The 16,437-nt window shown below is 67.3% G+C and carries 14 protein-coding genes; 8 read left to right on the top strand and 6 right to left on the bottom strand.

From position 1 onward, the window contains the following. Positions 1–2: 2 nt before the first annotated feature. On the top strand, positions 3–1,196 hold the full coding sequence (locus RCO38_RS23285) for an FAD-dependent oxidoreductase (protein WP_308330925.1): 1,194 nt from the start codon (positions 3–5) through the stop codon (positions 1,194–1,196). Here RCO38_RS23285 and RCO38_RS23280 read toward each other — a convergent pair whose 3' ends face one another. Beyond that, the gene (locus RCO38_RS23280) at positions 1,197–2,177 is read right to left on the bottom strand and encodes a tripartite tricarboxylate transporter substrate-binding protein (protein ID WP_308330924.1); all 981 of its coding nucleotides are present in this window, start codon (positions 2,175–2,177) and stop codon (positions 1,197–1,199) included. It lies immediately after the preceding gene. Between the two features lie 210 nt (positions 2,178–2,387). Between RCO38_RS23280 and RCO38_RS23275 the strand changes: the two genes are divergently transcribed. Continuing rightward, positions 2,388–3,146, top strand: coding sequence for a class II aldolase/adducin family protein (locus RCO38_RS23275; protein ID WP_308330923.1), 759 nt, complete (start codon positions 2,388–2,390; stop codon positions 3,144–3,146). An 8-nt stretch (positions 3,147–3,154) separates the two neighbouring features. Continuing rightward, positions 3,155–3,595, top strand: coding sequence for a PaaI family thioesterase (locus RCO38_RS23270; protein ID WP_308330921.1), 441 nt, complete (start codon positions 3,155–3,157; stop codon positions 3,593–3,595). 15 nt (positions 3,596–3,610) lie between these two features. Here RCO38_RS23270 and RCO38_RS23265 read toward each other — a convergent pair whose 3' ends face one another. After that, positions 3,611–4,042: a MarR family winged helix-turn-helix transcriptional regulator gene (locus tag RCO38_RS23265; protein ID WP_308330920.1), complete on the bottom strand. Its 432-nt coding sequence runs from the start codon at positions 4,040–4,042 to the stop codon at positions 3,611–3,613. Between the two features lie 162 nt (positions 4,043–4,204). On the opposite strand from RCO38_RS23265, the gene RCO38_RS23260 reads away from it, so the two are divergent. The 3 genes from RCO38_RS23260 to RCO38_RS23250 are packed head-to-tail and all read left to right on the top strand — an operon-like array spanning position 4,205 to position 8,316. Beyond that, positions 4,205–6,328, top strand: coding sequence for a 3-hydroxyacyl-CoA dehydrogenase NAD-binding domain-containing protein (locus RCO38_RS23260; protein ID WP_308330919.1), 2,124 nt, complete (start codon positions 4,205–4,207; stop codon positions 6,326–6,328). Beyond that, positions 6,325–6,453 (top strand): hypothetical protein, encoded by a 129-nt coding sequence (locus RCO38_RS23255; protein ID WP_308330918.1) that lies wholly within the window; start codon positions 6,325–6,327, stop codon positions 6,451–6,453. Before RCO38_RS23260 ends, RCO38_RS23255 begins: the two co-directional genes overlap by 4 nt. Before the next feature lie 9 nt (positions 6,454–6,462). Continuing rightward, positions 6,463–8,316 (top strand): AMP-binding protein, encoded by a 1,854-nt coding sequence (locus RCO38_RS23250; protein WP_308330916.1) that lies wholly within the window; start codon positions 6,463–6,465, stop codon positions 8,314–8,316. 24 nt (positions 8,317–8,340) lie between these two features. Here RCO38_RS23250 and RCO38_RS23245 read toward each other — a convergent pair whose 3' ends face one another. The 4 genes from RCO38_RS23245 to RCO38_RS23230 form a co-directional block, all read right to left on the bottom strand. Continuing rightward, positions 8,341–9,168 carry an SDR family oxidoreductase gene (locus RCO38_RS23245; RefSeq protein WP_308330915.1) on the bottom strand — a complete coding sequence of 276 codons (828 nt, stop codon included), beginning with the start codon at positions 9,166–9,168 and terminating at the stop codon, positions 8,341–8,343. A 22-nt stretch (positions 9,169–9,190) separates the two neighbouring features. Beyond that, complete coding sequence (locus RCO38_RS23240) at positions 9,191–10,798, bottom strand: AMP-binding protein (protein WP_308330914.1); 1,608 nt, start codon at positions 10,796–10,798, stop codon at positions 9,191–9,193. A 107-nt stretch (positions 10,799–10,905) separates the two neighbouring features. Next, entirely contained in the window at positions 10,906–11,916 is a 1,011-nt protein-coding gene (locus RCO38_RS23235; protein ID WP_308330913.1) for a quinone oxidoreductase family protein, read from the bottom strand. Positions 11,917–12,010: 94 nt separating this feature from the next. Continuing rightward, on the bottom strand, positions 12,011–13,147 hold the full coding sequence (locus RCO38_RS23230) for an ABC transporter substrate-binding protein (protein ID WP_308330912.1): 1,137 nt from the start codon (positions 13,145–13,147) through the stop codon (positions 12,011–12,013). 251 nt (positions 13,148–13,398) lie between these two features. On the opposite strand from RCO38_RS23230, the gene RCO38_RS23225 reads away from it, so the two are divergent. Next, complete coding sequence (locus tag RCO38_RS23225) at positions 13,399–15,072, top strand: DUF1302 domain-containing protein (protein ID WP_308330911.1); 1,674 nt, start codon at positions 13,399–13,401, stop codon at positions 15,070–15,072. Between the two features lie 19 nt (positions 15,073–15,091). Next, positions 15,092–16,435, top strand: a complete 1,344-nt coding sequence (locus RCO38_RS23220) for a DUF1329 domain-containing protein (RefSeq protein ID WP_308330909.1) — start codon at positions 15,092–15,094, stop codon at positions 16,433–16,435. The last annotated feature ends 2 nt before the right edge of the window (positions 16,436–16,437 follow it).

Raw genomic sequence — 16,437 nt, 5'->3', positions numbered from 1 at the left:
CGATGAACGCAGACGCCAATGTGCTGGTGGTGGGCGCCGGACCGACGGGCCTGCTGGCCGCGTTGGGACTGGCCCGCATGGGCATTGCCGTGACCGTGGTGGACCAGGAACTTTCGCCGTCGAAGGCGCCGCGCGCCACCAACTACATGCCACCCGTCGTGAAGGTGCTGGACAGCTTCGGTGTGCTGGACGACGTCTTGAAGGTGGCGCTGAAGAACGACACCTTCTGGCAGTACTACAAGCTGGAGGACCAGCGCGTACCGGTGTGCTTCGATGTGGTCAAGGACCTGACGCCGTACCACTACGGCGTGCAATGCGGCCAGCACACGCTGGCCAGCGTGATCCTCGAGCATCTGGCGAAGCTGCCCCATGTGAATGTGCTGTGGGGTCGTCGGGTGCTCGACCTCGAGCAGGACCCGACCGGCGTCACGACGACGCTCCAGTCGGAACAGGGCACCGAGACCTTCCGCAGCGACTGGGTGGTGGGTGCGGACGGTGCCCGCTCCGCGGTGCGCAGGTGCATCGGCGCGACCTTCGAAGGTCACACCTGGCCGGAGCGTTTCGTCGCCACCAACGTCTGGCTCGACCTGGAGGAACACGGTTTCGGCAAGACCACGCTGGTGCACCATCCGGTCGACTGGGCCGTCACGGTGAAGATCAACAGGGAAGGCTTGTGGCGCGTGACCTATGGCGAAGACGCGAGCCTGCCCGAGGACGAAGTCCTGCGTCGCATCCCCGAGCGGTACGGGCGCATCCTGCCTGCCAGCGCGCATCGGGCGGCATACGACATCGAGTCGGCCGCACCGTATCGCGTGCATCAGCGCTGCGCCGACCGCTTGCGCGTCGGCCGCGTGCTGCTGGCCGGCGATGCCGCGCACATCACCAATCCCGTGGGTGGCATGGGGCTGAACACCGGCGCGCTGGACGCTGCCCACGTCGCCACGGCGCTGGGCGCAGTGATCCAGGGCCGTTCCGACGACAAGGTGCTCGACTTCTACGACGCCGACCGCCGCCGCGTGTACTGGGAGGTGACCAACTCCACCTCCACGGAGCACAAGCGTCGCCTGCGCGAGCCCAGCCCCGTGCGGCGTGCGCAGGACTTTGGGATGCTCATCGCAGCCCGCGAGAACCCGCACATTGCACGGGCCATCGTCATGTCCTTCTTCGATGCGGAAGGACATCCCATGCCGGTGTGATCAGGAATCCGCCGTGAATCCAATGTCCTTGATCAAGCGGCGCCACACTTCTGTGTCCGCTTTCAACAGATCAGACAGGGCTTGCGGTGTGCTCGACCTCGCGGTCATGCCGATGTCACCCAGGGCGCTCACCACATCGGGCTGTGCCAGAACGGGCTGAAGATAGGCCGCCGCGCGGCGGACGACGTCCTGGGGTGTCTTGCCCGGAAGAAACAAGCCATACGATTCCGTTGCGGTGATCGGATACCCCTGCTCACGGAAGGTGGGCACGTCAGGCACGAAGTCGTTGCGGCCAACGCCCGACACAGCAAGGAGACGGACCTTCCCGCTCTTGAGGTGCGGCAGGAAGCTGCCGATGGTCGAGGAAAATCCGGTCAATTGGCCGCCCATCAAGTCCTGCAGCGCTGGTGCATCTCCACGATAGCCAATGTGCAGCAAGTCCACGGCTGAAGTCTTGGACAAGATGATGCCAAGAAGATGGGGTGTGGAGCCCGGCGCTGGGGAGCCAAAGTTGGCCTTTGCCGGATTCTCCTTGCACCACGAGAGGAAGTCCTTGATCCCGCGCACGCTCGCCGGGACGGCGGGGCCCACGGCGAACCCGAAATCAAATGCACAAACCGTCGAGACCGGCGCCACGTCTTCCAGGGCATACGGAAGTTTGCGGTAGGTGAAGGGATAGATCGAGAAAGGCGCGGTAGGACTCAACAAGAACGTGCTGCCGTTCGGTGGACTGTCCTTGAGCGTCGAAATCGAAATCTGCATGGCAGCGCCGGGCTTGTTCTCGACCACGACAGCATTGGCATAGCCGCCTCGCATTTTCTCGGCGATTCGACGGGCCACTGCGTCGGTGGCTCCACCCGGCGGAAATCCGACAAGGATTTTTGCGACATCCAGGTTCTGGGACTGCGCGAGACGGAACGGCGCTGCGGATAGCGCGGCGATTCCTGCGAGTCGGCTGGCGAATTGGCGGCGAGTGGGCATGTTTCAGTCTCCTAAGTGTCAACCATGGTTGATAAGCATCGAATGCGCAAGAAGATGGCGCACCTGTCTTTGGACAGGTGCGCCGGCCATCCGTCCGGACGACGATGGCGGTTGTTGCCCGGCCGGGTGGGTTCACGCCCAGCCGCCCAACCTAGGAGAAGACGCCGACATGACTGCTCAACCCGACACTTTTGAAACAGGGAGAGATCGATGAACACGCAAAGTCTCGAAGGCCGCGTGAGCGCTGAAGAATGGCGCATGCGTTGCGACCTGGCCGCAGCCTACCGGCTGGCTGCGCTGTATGGCTGGACCGACCTGGTGTTCACGCATTTCAGCGCGCGCCTGCCTGGCCCGGAGCACCATTTCCTGATCAACCCCTACGGCTGGATGTTCGACGAGGTCACCGCTTCGTCGCTGGTCAAGGTGGATCTGCAATGCAACAAACTCGATGACTCGCCCTTCCCGGTCAACCCGGCTGGGTTCGTGATCCACAGCGCCGTCCACGAGGTGCGCGAAGACGCGCAATGTGTCATGCACACGCATACACGGGCGGGCGTGGCTGTGGCCGCGCAGAAGAACGGCTTATTGCCGATTTCCCAGCAGAGCACGGTGGTGCTGGCGTCCCTGGCCTACCACGATTACGAAGGCATCGCCTTCCGGCCGGACGAGAAGCCGCGCCTGCAGGCGGATCTCGGCGACAAGAGGCATCTGTGCCTGCGCAACCACGGGCTGCTGACGGCGGCTCCGTCCATTGCCGATGCTTTTCTGGACATGTACATCTTCGAGACGGCCTGCCAGATCCAGATTGCCGCGCAGTCGGGCGGCATCGAGTTGATCCCCGTCGATCCTTCCATCATCGCCGTCAATCAAGAGGCAACCCAGGTGCAGACGGAAGGCCGGGGCGGTGGCTTCGTCTGGCCGGCGCTGCTGCGCAGGCTCGATCGCATCAACCCGGGCTATCGCACCTGAGTCACCTCATGACCAACCCGGATCAAGCTTTGCTGCGCAGCTTCGACCCCGCCTGCGGCAAACCACTGGCCATCGATTCCAGCCCGCTCGCGCTCGCGCTCGGCGCGCAGTTGCACCGGCTGGACCGCGAGCGCGGCATGATCGAGCTGCACTTCACGCCCGGCGAACAATTCCTGCAAGGCGCGCAGGTGATCCAGGGCGGCGCCGTCACGGCGATGCTCGACTTCGCAATGAGCTTTGCCGGACTTGCCGCGGTCGGGCCAGGCCAGACGATCGCCACTGCCACGATCAACGTGGCCTTCCTGCGAGCCGCCAAGGCGGGCACCTACGTGGCGATCGGTGAGATCGAGCGCAAGGGCCGCAACCTGATCTTCACCCGAGGCCGGCTGTTCCAGCCCGGTGCCGAGCCCGTCGCCAGCGCCAAATCGACCTTGCTGGTCGTGGGCTGACATGCGAAGGCGATGTCAGGCTCCTTCGTCGCCCCAGGGCTCGGCCAGCAAGGCCTTGAGCTGTGCCACCTTGGCCTTCCCGAGTTTCGCTGTGATCGCAGTCTCGATGGCTTCGAAGTCGCGCGCCGCGCTCGCGGACATCGCCCAGCCTTCATCGGTGAAGCGCAGCATCACCACCCTCGCATCCTCGGTCGAGGCCACGAACTCGACCAACCCGTGCCGCGCCGCCTCGCTCGCCAGCTTGTGCACCGCCTGGCGCGAGATGCCCAGCCGCCGCGAGAGCTCTGACAAGCCCACAGGCTGCCCCCACATGTGGGCGAACAGCCGGTTCATCGCGGGCGTGATGTGGGCATAGCCGCTCGCCACGGCGCGCTCCAGCACGCGCTCTTCCATCCAGTCGAAACGCTGCAGCAGCAGGTTTCTCAAGTAAGTCTTTCTTGAAGCCATGGAGACATTTTCATCGATCGATGGTTCACGGTGATCTCTGTATCTCCGGGTAAACCCCCGATTGCGGCCTGACATTGTTGATGAACAATCATCAACAATGGTTGACAAAAATACTTCCTCTGCCACGCTGGCAGTTTGCGACCCAGCGCGAAGGTGTGCGCCATGAACGGCCTCGTTTCCTACGCACGCCACGGCGAGGTCGCCGTGCTGACGCTGAACCATCCCCCCGTCAACGTGCTGGCCAAGCCGCTGCGCATCGCGTTGTCGGCTTGCCTGGAACAGGCGGCACGGGACCCCGCCGTGCGCGCGGCGGTGCTGATCGGCGCCGGCAAGGCCTTCTGCGCTGGCGCCGAGCTGGCGGACTTCGACACCGACGGCCTGGACGAGCCCTCGCTGCACGCCACGATCAACGAGCAGATCGAGGCGATGGACAAGCCCGTGGTCGCGGCCATCCACGGCAGCGCCGTGGGCGGCGGGCTGGAGCTGGCGCTGTCCTGCCACTACCGCCTCTGCATGCCCGATGCCAAGCTTGGGCTGCCCGAGATCACGCTCGGCTTCTTTCCCGGAGCAGGCGGCACGCAGAAGCTGCCGCGTGCCATCGGGCTCGAAGCGGCGCTGAACCTCATCCTCAGCGGACGCACGGTGCCCGCTTCGGCGTGGGCCGGCACCGCGCTGGTGAGCGCCCTCGCCGACGGTGACCTGCTCGAATGCGCCGTGGCCTTCGCCCTGGAGCATGCCGAGGCGCGGCCGCTGCCGCGCCTGCGTGACCGCCGCGTCGAGCATCCGTCGGCGCAGGCGCTGCTGCAGTTCGCCCGCCGCAGCACGGCCGCGGACCGGCGTGCCTGGCCCGGCACCGCGTTGGCGATCGACGCCATCGAGCGCAGCCTCGCGGACTTCGAGGCCGGCATGCGCTTCGAGATCGAGCACTTCCGCGCCCAGGCCGCGACGGAGCCGGCGCGCGCGTTGCGCTACGGCTTTCTCGCCCGAGCCGAGGCGCGCAAGCTGGCCGGGCTCGCCCCCGGTGCTGCAGCGCGACCGATCGAGCGTGCGCTGATCATTGGTGCCGGCCTGATGGGCACCGGCATCGCGATCTGCTTCGCGCAGGCCGGCATTCCGGTCACGCTGACCGACCGCGACGAGGCCGGCCTGGCCCGGGGCCGGGCGACCATCGAAACCTACTGCACGGCGCAGGCCCGGCGCATCGGCGAGGCCGGAGCCATGGCCCTGCGCGAGCACTTTGCCTTCACGCTCGACGAGCGCCCCTGGCGCGAAGCCGATGTCCTCGTCGAGGCCGCGTTCGAAGACTTCGGCCTGAAGCAGGCGCTGCTGCAACGCATGGCCGCGCTGGCGCATCCGGCAGCACTGATCGCGAGCAACACCTCCACGCTCGATCTCGATGCCCTGGCTGCCGGCACCGCGCGCCCCGCCGACGTGGTGGGCCTGCATTTTTTCAGTCCCGCGCAGGTGATGCCGCTGCTGGAGGTCGTGCGCACGGCACATGCCGGCGACGCCGCATTGGCCACGGCGATGGCGCTGGCATCGCGCCTGCGCAAGACGCCGGTGGTGGCCGGCGTGTGCGACGGCTTCATCGGCAACCGCATCCTCGAGGCGTACATCGACCAGGCCTGCCGCCTGGTCGAAGAAGGCGCCTGGCCGGAGCAGGTCGACGCCGCGCTCGAGTCCTGGGGCTTTGCGATGGGCCCCTTCCGCATGCTCGACCTGGTCGGCAACGATGTGCCTTGGGCCGCCCGCCGCCACCGCCGCGCACGCGGCGTGGCCGAGCGCGACGGCATTGCCGACGCCTTGTGCGAGCAGGGTTGGTTCGGCCAGAAGACAGGGCAGGGCTGGTACCGGCATGCCGAGGGCGCGAAACGCCCGCAACCCGCGCCGCAAGTGCATGCGCTGATCGAGGCCTTCGCGGCCGAGCGGGGCATCGTGCGCCGCAGCGTGGCTGCGCAGCAGATCGTCGAGCGCTGCCTGCTCGCGCTGATCAACGAAGGCGCGCGCGTGCTCGGTGAAGGCATCGCGCAGCGCGGCTCCGACATCGATGTCGTCTACGTGGCCGGCTACGGCTTCCCTGCGCCTAAGGGCGGCCCGATGTTCCAGGCCGACGAGATGGGCCTGGTGAACGTGCTGCGGCTGCTGCGGGACCAGGCCAGCCGGGCCGGCGGCGATGCCGCGCAGGCTGACTTCTGGCGACCCGCGGCCCTGATCGACAATCTGGCCGCCTCCGGCGGCAGCCTGCGCCGGGCACGGGCCCTCGATACGCAGGAGACGCCCGCATGAACGAAGTCGTGATCGTGTCCACCGCGCCGTCGATCTACAGGCCGATGCTCGAGAACGCCGAGGTGGAGGTCACGATGTGCGTGGGTGGCGGCCAAGGCGCCGCGGCCCTGCAGGAAATGGCCTGAGCCATGCCGATGGACATGCTGACCATCGCCAGCCAGGCCGACATCGAGCGCATCGAGCGCATGCCGCTGGAGCAACGCCTGCCGTGGCGCAGCGTGGGCGCGCTGCTGGAGGCTGCCGCCTCGGCACATCCCGACGCGACCGCCTGGATCTACCTGCCACATCCAGGCGACTCCCGCTGTGAACCGGCGAGCCGCCAGAGCCATGCCGAGTTCAACGCGACGCTGCGCCGCGCCGCCGCACTGTGGCGCCGGCTGGCCGCGCAGCATGGCCGGGCCACGCCCGTCGTGGCCTGCCTGCTTCACCATGGGCCGCAGGCCCACCATGCCATCTGGAGCGCCGAATGTGCCGGCGTCGCACTGCCGGTCAACCCGATGCTGGAGACCGAGCACATCGCCGGCCTGCTGCGCGCGGCAGATGCCCATGTGCTGGTGGCCAGTCGCGCCGATGCGCAGATCTGGGCCAAGGTGCCCGGGCTGCTGGAACTGGTGCCCGGGCTCCGTGCGGTGGTGGCGGTCCGCGACGAGGCCTGCGCGCCTACGCAGCCGGCCTACCCGCTACGCGTGCCTGTGCTCGACTGGGACGAGGCGCTGGCCGGTGAAGATGCGGATGTGCCCCTGGACGCCACGGCGCCGGCCGACCCGCGGCAGCTCTGCGCGTGGTTCCACACCGGTGGCACCACCGGCCGGCCCAAGCTCGCCGCGCAGCACCATCTCGGTCAAGTGTTCGACAACGCGCTCTTGGCGGCGATGTACGGTCTGCGGCCGGGCCATCTCGTCCTGGGCGCGATGCCGCTGTTCCACGTCGCCGGCCTCACGCTCACCGGGCTGGCGCCTCTGTCGGCGGGTGCCGCCGTGCTGCTGGTGGGCGGCGGCTGGCGCAACAAGGCGCTGTACCCGCGCTTCTGGCAGTTGCTGGCGCAGCACCGCGTGACGCATGTCTCGACGGTGCCGACCGTTCTGAGCTCGCTGCTGGACGTGCCCGTCGATGCCGACATCTCATCGCTCGAACTGGTGTGGTGTGGGGCGGCACCGCTGCCGCGCGCGACGCTCACGCGTTTCGAGGCCCACGCCGGCGTGCCGGTGATCGAGGGCTATGGCTGCACCGAGCTGCACTGCGTGGCGACGCAGAACCCGCTGCACGGCCACCGCAAACCGGGTTCCATCGGCCTGCGGCTGCCCTACACGCGGGTGCGCGTGGCGCTGCCCGGTACGCCGTCGCGCGATTGCGCTCCCGGCGAGGTCGGCCATCTGCTGTTCCAGGGGCCGCACGTCTTCGGCGGCTACCTCGGGAGCCCGCAGCAGCCCTTTGACGCCGAAGGCTGGTACGACAGCGGCGACCTCGGCTGGCAGGACGCCGACGGCTTCGTCTGGCTGGTCGGACGGGCACGCGACCTGATCATCCGCGGCGGCCACAACATCGACCCGGCGCCGGTCGAGGAAGCCCTGCTGCGCCATCCGGCGGTCGAAGCGGCCGCCGTCGTCGCACGGCCCGACGCCCATGCCGGCGAGATCCCGGTGGCCTACGTCAAGCTGCGCCGGGGCGAATCCTGCGACGCCGAAGCGTTGCAGGCGCACCTGCGGCAGCAGACGATCGAGCGGGCGGCCTTGCCCGATTGGATCGAGCCGCTGCCCGAACTGCCGGCCACGGCGGTCGGCAAGCTCGCCCGCAACCGGCTGCGCGCACGCGCCGCCGAGCGCGCCGTGCGCGAGCTGCTCGGTGCAGCCGGCATCGCGGTGCGCGATGTCAGTGCCCGCGACGAAGGCCGCGGCGTGCAGGTGGAGGTCGAGCTGGAGAGCCCGCGGGACCAGGACTATGCCCAGACCCTGCTGGGACGCCTGTCGCTGCAGGGCCGAGTGCGCTGAAGACTGCCACGACCAGGCGGGTGTTCAGGCGGCGCGCGCACGCACCGAATCGAGCAGCATCTCCCCGAAGGCATGGGAGCCGAGGTTGGTCAGCCCACCGTCGATGGGAATCACCGCGCCGTTGATGTAGCTGGCCGCGCCGCTGACGAGGAACAGCGCGAGGTCGGCCAGTTCGTCAAGGCTGGCCTGCCGGCCGGAGGGCACGGTGGCCAGCATGCGCTCCAGGCTGCGTGCGCCCTCGGGCGCCAGGCGGCGCATGCCTTCGGTGCCGTCGACGGGGCCGGGGGCAATGGCCAGACAGCGCACGCCGTCGCCGCCCCATTCGATGCACAGGCAGCGCACCAGCATCTCGATGCCGGCCTTGGCGGCGCAGACCTGGGACTGGCCGGCCACCGGCATGGTCGCATGCCCGGCCGAGATCGCGATGAAGCTGCTGCCCGGCTTGCGCAGGAAGGCGTGCGCGGCCCGCGCGGTGTTGAAGGTGCCGTTCAAGTCGATGTCCACCACGGTGCGAAAGCCGTTGCTCGACATGCCCAGCGCCGGCGCGACGAAGTTGCCGGCGGCGCCCGCGATGACGATGTCGATCTCGCCCCAGGTGTCGTGCGTATGGCGCAGCGCGGCCTCGACGGCCGCGTAGTCGCGCACGTCGGCCGACAGGCCCAGCGCCTGGCCACCCGCCGCGCGGATGCCCGCCGCCTGGTCTTCGGCCTTGGCGGCATCGCGGCCGACGATCGCCACCTTCGCGCCCGCGGCGGCGTAGCGGAGGGCGATGTGCAGGTTGATGCCGCTGCTGCCGCCGGTGATGAACGCGGTCCGGTCCTTCAGCAGGCCGGGCACAAAAATGTCGGACATGGGTTTCCTCGTGTGGATGGTTTCAGGCGCGCAGGCTGCGCCGCAGGATCTTGCCGACCGGGCTCTTGGGCAGCTGGTCGGTGAAGGCGAACTGGCGCGGCACCTTGTACGCGGTCAATGAAGCGCGGCAGTGCTCGATCAGGGCCTCGGCCGTCAGGCCGGCGTCGCGCGCGACCACGAAGGCCTTCAGGGCCTCGCCGCTGGTCGGGTCGGGCACGCCGATCACGGCGCACTCCAGCACCTTCGGATGGGCCGCGAGCACCGCTTCCACCTCGTTCGGAAACACGTTGAAGCCGGACACCAGCACCATGTCCTTCTTGCGATCCGTCACGGTGACGGCGCCACGCGCATCCATGTGGCCGACGTCGCCGGTGCGCAGCCAGCCATCGGCGTCCAGGACCGCCGCGGTTTCGGCGGGCTGCTGCCAGTAGCCGCGCATCACCTGGGGCCCGCGGATGCAGATTTCGCCGACGTCGCCCACCGGCAGCTCGACCCCGGCCTCGTTGCGGATCGCCACCTGGGTCGACGGGAAGGGCAGCAGGCCGCCACCGAAGCCCGCGTGCATGGCATTGGCCAGGGCGAAGGGCGAGGTCTCGGTCAGGCCGTACCCCTCGCCGATGCGGCAGCCGGTGACGCGCAGCCATCGCTCGGCCACGGCGGCCTGGGTGGAGGCGCCCCCGCTGACGGCCAGCTTCAGGGTGCTGAAATCGACGCCTTCGATCTCAGGGGCGTTCAGCAAGCCATTGAACAGGGTGTTGACGCCCGACAGGATGGTGAATCCCGGCGCCAGCGCCGCAAACAATTGCGCCGGATCGCGAGGGTTGGCGACCAGCCGGTTGAGCGCGCCGGCCTGGATCATCACCAGGCAGTTGAAGGTCAGGCCGAAGATGTGGTACAGCGGGATCGCCGTGACGGCGACCGCGCCCTCGCCCAGCGCGCTGCCATACCACGCCGCACCCTGCTGAAGGTTGGCAACGATGTTGCCGTGGGTCAGCATCGCGCCTTTGGACACACCGGTGGTGCCGCCGGTGTACTGCAGGAAGGCCAGGTGGTCGCGGCCGATGCGCGGCGCGTCGAAATCAAGGCCGGCGCCTACGGCCAGCAATTGGGTGAAGCGATCCTCTCCATGCTCGAGCGCCGCGGCGCCAGGGGCCTGTTCGCGCTGCAGGTCGGTCATGGCGACGGCGATCACCCGGCGCAGGCCCCCTGCCTCGCGAACCTGCCGCACCAGGGGCAGCGTGGCCTCGACCGCGACGATCACCGTCGCACCGGAATCCTTCAGCTGATGCAGGAGTTCGCGCGCGGTGTACATCGGATTGACGTTCACCACGACCAGGCCCGCGCGCAAGGCGCCGGCCAGCGCGACCGGATAGGCCAGGAGGTTGGGCATCATCAGCGCGATCCGGTCGCCCGGCTTCAGGTCGGACACCTGCTGCAGCCAGGCCGCGAAATGACGCGCATGCGCATCGAACTCGGCATACGAGAGCGTCGTTCCGCCCTGAGAGTAGGCGGGGCGGTCGGCGAACCGGGCGCAAGCCTTGTCGATGACCTCGGCCAGCGAAGCGGCCGCATGGGCGTCGATGGTTGCCGGCACGCCAGGCGAATAGTGTTCAAGCCATGCGGGCTTCATGTGATTTCCTGAATGAGTGATCGAATGCAGTCCTGTGCGGGACGCTCGCTGGACGACCCTCCGCACTGCGCGCTGCGGGGCCATGAGCCTTGGGGCGGCCCGACGGCTCATGGGAGCACGACCAGCTTGCCGGTCGTCGCCCGTGACTCGATGGCGCGATGCGCCTCGGCCGCTTTCGCGAGTGGATAGCGTCCGCCCACGTGCACCAGGAGCTTTCCCTCCCGCAGCCAACCGAAGAGTTCGGCCAACAGATGCTCGATGACCGGACGACGAGCGAGGTATGCGCCGAGGAAGAAGGCCTGCACCCCGGCGCCGCGCGCCATCAGCTTGTCAACCGGCACGGCCGGCAGCGTGCCGCTGGCTGCGCCGAAAACCACCATCCGGCCGCCCGGCGCCAGCGCATCCAGGCATTCGAGCAACGTATCTCCACCGGTCATCTCGAGTGCCACGTCGACGCCACGGCCGCCGGTCGCCTGGCGCACCTCCGCAGCCCAGCCGGGCCGCATGTAGTCCACTGCGGCGTCGGCCCCGAGTTGCCGCGCGAAAGCGAGCTTGGCCTCGCTGCCGGCACCGGCGACGACGACGCCCGCGCCGTAAAGGCGCGCCAGTTGCAGCGCCAGCGATCCGACGCCGCCAGCGGCGCCTTCGACGAAAACGCTGCCGCCCGGCTGCAGCGCGCCGGATTCCTTCAGAGTCAGTGCCGCCGTGAGCCCCTGCACGAAGAGCGCCACCGCATCGGCCGCGTCGATGTCCTCGGGTACTTCGTACACGCCCCGCGCAGGCAGTGACACGTATTCGGCATACGCACCGCCGTCGCAACCACCCAGCACGCGCTTGCCGCGCATCGCCGCATCCACGCCTTCGCCCACGGCTTCAATGCGGCCGATGACCTCCGCGCCGCTGATGTGCGGCAGCGGCGTGGGCACCGGATAGAAGTCGCCCCGCCGACGCACGACGTCCGCATAGTTGACGCCTGCTGCCTCGACGCGCACCAGCACGTGCCCGGGACCGGGCGCTGGAGTCGGCACTTCTTCGATCTGCAAGACCTCGGGCGGTCCCGTTCGATGGAATCGGGCGGCTTGCATGTTCATTTGTTGGCTCGCTTTCATGAATTTCATTTGGGTCGGCGCACTATGGGCACGCGCCGCATTCACGTCACCTCACCAAAGATAGGCGCGGTGAATAGGGCGTTTAAAAAAAGCGGCGTCGAACTCAACGCAGCATGCGGCCGGTCCGTGACCGCATGCCGATTTCCATCCAATCCGAGCCGTTGCGTGGCTCCTCACGAAAGCTGAGCTTGAAGCCGCCCAGGTCGAGCGTGGTGATCTCTGCCAAGGTCTTCTGGAGTTTGGTCGCATCCACCCTGGGGCCGGCGCGGCGCAGCGCTTCCACCACCAGGCGCAGGTGCAGGTAACTCTCCAGGCCTTCGAAGGTGATGGCATCGGCGCTGGATGCCCGCTCGCTTTGCACGTTCAGATCGCGGATCAATGCGAGGTTGGATGTCTCCGGGTTCGGAACCACCATGGTGAATCCCAGAACGCGGCCGCGAAACAGGCGAGACAGCTGCGTGAGCCCCGGTGCGGAAGTGGTCGCCACGACACCAGGCAGTCCGTCCTGGATGGCCGTCAAGGTCTCCGGCGGGAGTTGTCCCAGCACATCGATCGAGTTCAGGCCGAGATCGAGCACCACTCCCTGCTGCGATGCCTTGCCGATATCGCGCAGGGCGGCGATCAGCTTGTCGGCGCCGCCGTCTGCCGCCAAGCGCTCCATGTGGATGTTTCCCGCGCCCAGCGCGGTGGCCAGTGCCGCCGCGCGTTCGCCACCGCAATTGCCGTCGGACAGCAGCGCCACGCGCGTGAGGCCCATGGACTGCAGCTGGCGCACCAGCAGTTCCGCCTCCCGCTCGTGCGATGGCCGAACGCTGAAGACGTGCCGTGCGGCGCGCTGGCGCAGTTCGCGGCTGCCGGCCAGAGGGCCCACCAGTGGCACGCCGAGTTCGGCGGCGGCGGTCGCCCCGGACTTGCAGGCCGTGTCGTCCAGGCAATTGACGATCACGACCGCGCCCTCCTTGGCGACCAGTTGCCGCACATTGCCGGCGTGCACTTTCGGGTCGTTTCCATCGTCCAGTGTGACCAGCTTCAGCGGCCGTCCGTGAACGCCGCCTTTCTCATTGATGAAGTTGATGTAGGCGAGGGCGCCTGCGTGGACACGGTTGCCGGTGGCGAAACCGCCGGCACCGGACAGCGGGAGCGACTGGCCGATGACGATGGGTTCGGCGTGCCCCCATGACAGACCCAGGGAAAACGCCAACGAGGCCAGCAATCGTCGAGAGGAAGGGCGCAGGGCCATGGTTGCCACGCTGTTCATCCAAGTCTCCTGATGGAGCCCATTGTTTTCATCGCAGCGACTGTGCCCGCCGTGCCGTGCCAGGAAACCTATCTTTCTGCAGGTGTGCCGCTTGCTTTTTGTCAACACCATGCACGAGCGCGAAGACACGCCATTGAATGAGCGGGGGAGGGGGCCCGGTAGGGGCGGCGGCACGAGTGCTCGGACGATCCGATGAATCGCGCAATCGACAAGTTCATCACCAGGAGACCAGCGTGAAAAAGACAGAGAGACAGCTCGACCTGGCGCCGAGGCGCTGCGCGATGCGCCTTCTGCCGGTGGCGGCCGCAGCGGGCATCGCGCTTGCAGGCGGCACGGCAGGAGCCATGGAAATCGACACCGGAAATCCCGACATCAGCGTGCGGTGGGACACCACGGTCAAGTACGGCGCCGCCGTGCGGCTGAAGAAGCCCGATGCGGCGCTGCTCGCCGATCCGGGCTTCGACGACGGCGACCGAAGCACGAAGCGCGGCGGCCTGATCTCGAACCGTTTCGATCTCTTCAGCGAGCTTGACGTACGCCGCGGCAGTTTTGGCTTGCGCGTCAGCGGCGCCGCCTGGTACGACGACGTCTACAACCGCAGCAACGACTTTGAAACATCAGCACCGTTCGCCGGCAGTTACGTGCCGCCGAACCACTCGAGCGTGGCGGACAACGAGTACCCGGACGACGTGCGCAAGCTGCAGGGCCGCAAGGCCGAGGTGCTGGATGCGTACGTCTTCGGCAAGGTGGACGCGGCCGGCATGCCCCTGTCGTTCCGGCTCGGTCGCTACACGCTGATGTACGGCGAGAGCCTGTTCTTCGGCGGCAACGGCATTGCCAATGCGCAAGTGCCCATTGACGTGATCAAGGCGGTATCGGTGCCGAACTCGCAGTTCAAGGAAATCGGTATGCCGGTCGGTCAGCTCTCGGCGCAATGGCAGCTGAGCAAGGACATGTCCCTGGGCGCGTACTACCACCTGGAGTGGCGCAAGTACCGGCTGCCCGGTGCCAACACGTATTTCTCCACCGTCGACGCCGTCGACGCCGGCGCGGAGAGCTTCTTCCCTGGCGGCGTCGCGCCGCGCACGCCCGACCAGAAAGCGCCCAACCACGGCGAGTTCGGGGCGCAGTTCAAGTTCAAGCTTCCGGGGTCGTTCACCGAATACGGTCTCTACGCGGCCCGGTACCACGAGAAGCTGCCTATCGCGATGATCGCGCTCGGCATCTTGCCCGGCGTCGGGCCCGTGCCCACGGGATACTCCCTTGTCTACCCGCAACGCGTGACCACCTACGGCGCGAGCTTCAGCACGGTCGTCAGCGACACGAACGTTTCAGGGGAAGTCTCTTACCGCCACAACACGCCGATCACGCCGCCCGGCGGCGCCGTGGCGGTGTTCAGCCCCGCCTTCAATGGCAGCAACAACCCGGCTTACCCGACCGGCAATTCATTCCATGCGCAGGTGTCGGCGGTCACCTTGCTGCCGGCCTCGCCGCTCTGGGATGGCGCCACCGTTATCGGTGAACTCGCGTTCAATCGCCGCCTGAGCTACAAGGTCAATCACCCGCTCAACCCGGTGGACCCGAACACCACCCGCGATGCATCCGGCCTGCGCGTGGCGTTCGAGCCGCAGTACTTCCAGGTGCTTCCGCAACTCGATTTGAGCGTGCCGATCGGCCTGGGCTACGCCATCGATGGTCAGTCTTCCGTGTTCTCGTTCGGCCCGCGGCACGGCGGCGACTTCACGATCGGTGTCAAGGCCGAGTATGCCAAGACCTGGCGCGCAAGCCTGCAGCTGACTCACTTCTTCGGCAAAGCCGCACCGCTCGTCGTGGGGGGCGCCCTGTCCTTCAGGCAAACGATGAAAGACCGCGACTTCGTGTCGCTGTCGATCCAACGTACTTTCTAGAACATTCGAGGACACCATCATGATGAAAATCTCTCCCTCCCGCGTTGCGGCAGCGCTGCTGTGCACTGCGGCCAGCGCCGCATTCGCGGCCGCGACGCCCGAAGACGCTGACAAGCTCAAGACCACGCTCACTCCCGTGGGTGCCGAGCGGGCTGGCAATCAGGCCGGCACCATTCCCGCCTGGAACGGCAGCGTCGTGAAGGCGCCGGCCGGATCGAGCGGCGCCTTCCCGGACCTGTTTCCCCAGGAAAAGCCGGTGCTCGAAATCACCGCGGCCAACGCGGCGCAACACAAGGACAAGCTCAGCGAAGGCACGCTCGCCTTGCTGGCCAAGTTCCCTACCTACAAGGTGCAGGTCTATCCGACGCACCGCACCGCGGTGTACCAGCCGTTCATCTATGAACGGACGGCGCAGAACGCACTCAAGACCACCCTGAGTGCCGACGGCACCTACGTGGAAAACTATGTCGGCGGTGTGCCGTTCCCGATTCCTAAAAGTGGGAACGAGGTGATCCTGAATCACCAATACCATCCGCGGCCCTGCGCGTCCGAGACCTCGTTCAACAACGTCGTGATCTCGTCCAATGGCGCCTCTTCGGTGGCATCCAGCGGCAAGACGTGGAATCAGTTCCCCTACTACTGTGCCGAGCAGAAGCCCAACCCGGATCGCATCTGGGCGCTGACGCGCAACGCCATCGAGGGGCCGAGCTACAAGGCGGGCGAGGCCCTGCTGATCACCGACAAGGTCGCCCCAGCGGCCTCTTCGCGCGCCGCCTGGCAGTACCTGGTGGGCCAGCGGCGGGTGCGCCGTGCGCCCAATGTGGGCTACGACACGCCCGACTTCATTGCTTCGGGTACCAACTACTTCGACGAAATCGGCGGCTTCCTGGCCCCCATTGATCGCTTCGACTGGAAGTTGGTGGGCAAGCAGGAGATGTATGTGCCATACAACAACCATCGCCTGTTCAACGCGAAGGTGAGCGAGGCCATCGTCAAGGACCACGTCAACCCGAGCCTGATGCGCTGGGAACTGCATCGCGTGTGGGTGCTCGAAGCGACTGTCGCTGCGGGAAAACGCCATGTGGTGCCCAAGCGCCGTCTGTACATCGATGAGGACAGCTGGACGGTCATGCTGGTGGACGGCTATGACGCCAGCGGCAAGCTCTGGCGCGCCTCCCAGGTGCCCAACGCGTTGTTGCCTGACGCCTCCGGCTTCACACAGGACTCCGTGTTCGTCTACAACCTGCAGGCCTCGACCATGTCGGCGGTGCTGGGCTTCTTTGGCGGCTATTTCAAGTCGATTCCACCCAAGCCGGATGACTTCTACGGCCCCGATGCGGTTGCGTCGGACGCCCAGCGCTGATG

Origin of the sequence: Hydrogenophaga pseudoflava, assembly GCF_031020795.1 — a bacterium.
GTDB classification, from domain to species: Bacteria; Pseudomonadota; Gammaproteobacteria; order Burkholderiales; family Burkholderiaceae_C; genus Hydrogenophaga; species Hydrogenophaga pseudoflava_A.
Note: the sequence above shows the minus strand (reverse complement) of the source record. Positions and strands in the feature narration are given on the sequence as shown.

Coding starts and splice junctions, on each gene's coding strand:
- RCO38_RS23265 (WP_308330920.1), bottom strand. CDS start 4,042: ATGGCTTCAAGAAAGACTTACTTGAGAAACCTGCTGCTGCAGCGTTTC.
- RCO38_RS23255 (WP_308330918.1), top strand. CDS start 6,325: ATGAACGAAGTCGTGATCGTGTCCACCGCGCCGTCGATCTACAGGCCG.
- RCO38_RS23275 (WP_308330923.1), top strand. CDS start 2,388: ATGAACACGCAAAGTCTCGAAGGCCGCGTGAGCGCTGAAGAATGGCGC.
- RCO38_RS23235 (WP_308330913.1), bottom strand. CDS start 11,916: ATGAAATTCATGAAAGCGAGCCAACAAATGAACATGCAAGCCGCCCGA.
- RCO38_RS23250 (WP_308330916.1), top strand. CDS start 6,463: ATGGACATGCTGACCATCGCCAGCCAGGCCGACATCGAGCGCATCGAG.
- RCO38_RS23280 (WP_308330924.1), bottom strand. CDS start 2,177: ATGCCCACTCGCCGCCAATTCGCCAGCCGACTCGCAGGAATCGCCGCG.
- RCO38_RS23270 (WP_308330921.1), top strand. CDS start 3,155: ATGACCAACCCGGATCAAGCTTTGCTGCGCAGCTTCGACCCCGCCTGC.
- RCO38_RS23230 (WP_308330912.1), bottom strand. CDS start 13,147: ATGGCCCTGCGCCCTTCCTCTCGACGATTGCTGGCCTCGTTGGCGTTT.
- RCO38_RS23245 (WP_308330915.1), bottom strand. CDS start 9,168: ATGTCCGACATTTTTGTGCCCGGCCTGCTGAAGGACCGGACCGCGTTC.
- RCO38_RS23240 (WP_308330914.1), bottom strand. CDS start 10,798: ATGAAGCCCGCATGGCTTGAACACTATTCGCCTGGCGTGCCGGCAACC.
- RCO38_RS23220 (WP_308330909.1), top strand. CDS start 15,092: ATGATGAAAATCTCTCCCTCCCGCGTTGCGGCAGCGCTGCTGTGCACT.
- RCO38_RS23260 (WP_308330919.1), top strand. CDS start 4,205: ATGAACGGCCTCGTTTCCTACGCACGCCACGGCGAGGTCGCCGTGCTG.
- RCO38_RS23285 (WP_308330925.1), top strand. CDS start 3: ATGAACGCAGACGCCAATGTGCTGGTGGTGGGCGCCGGACCGACGGGC.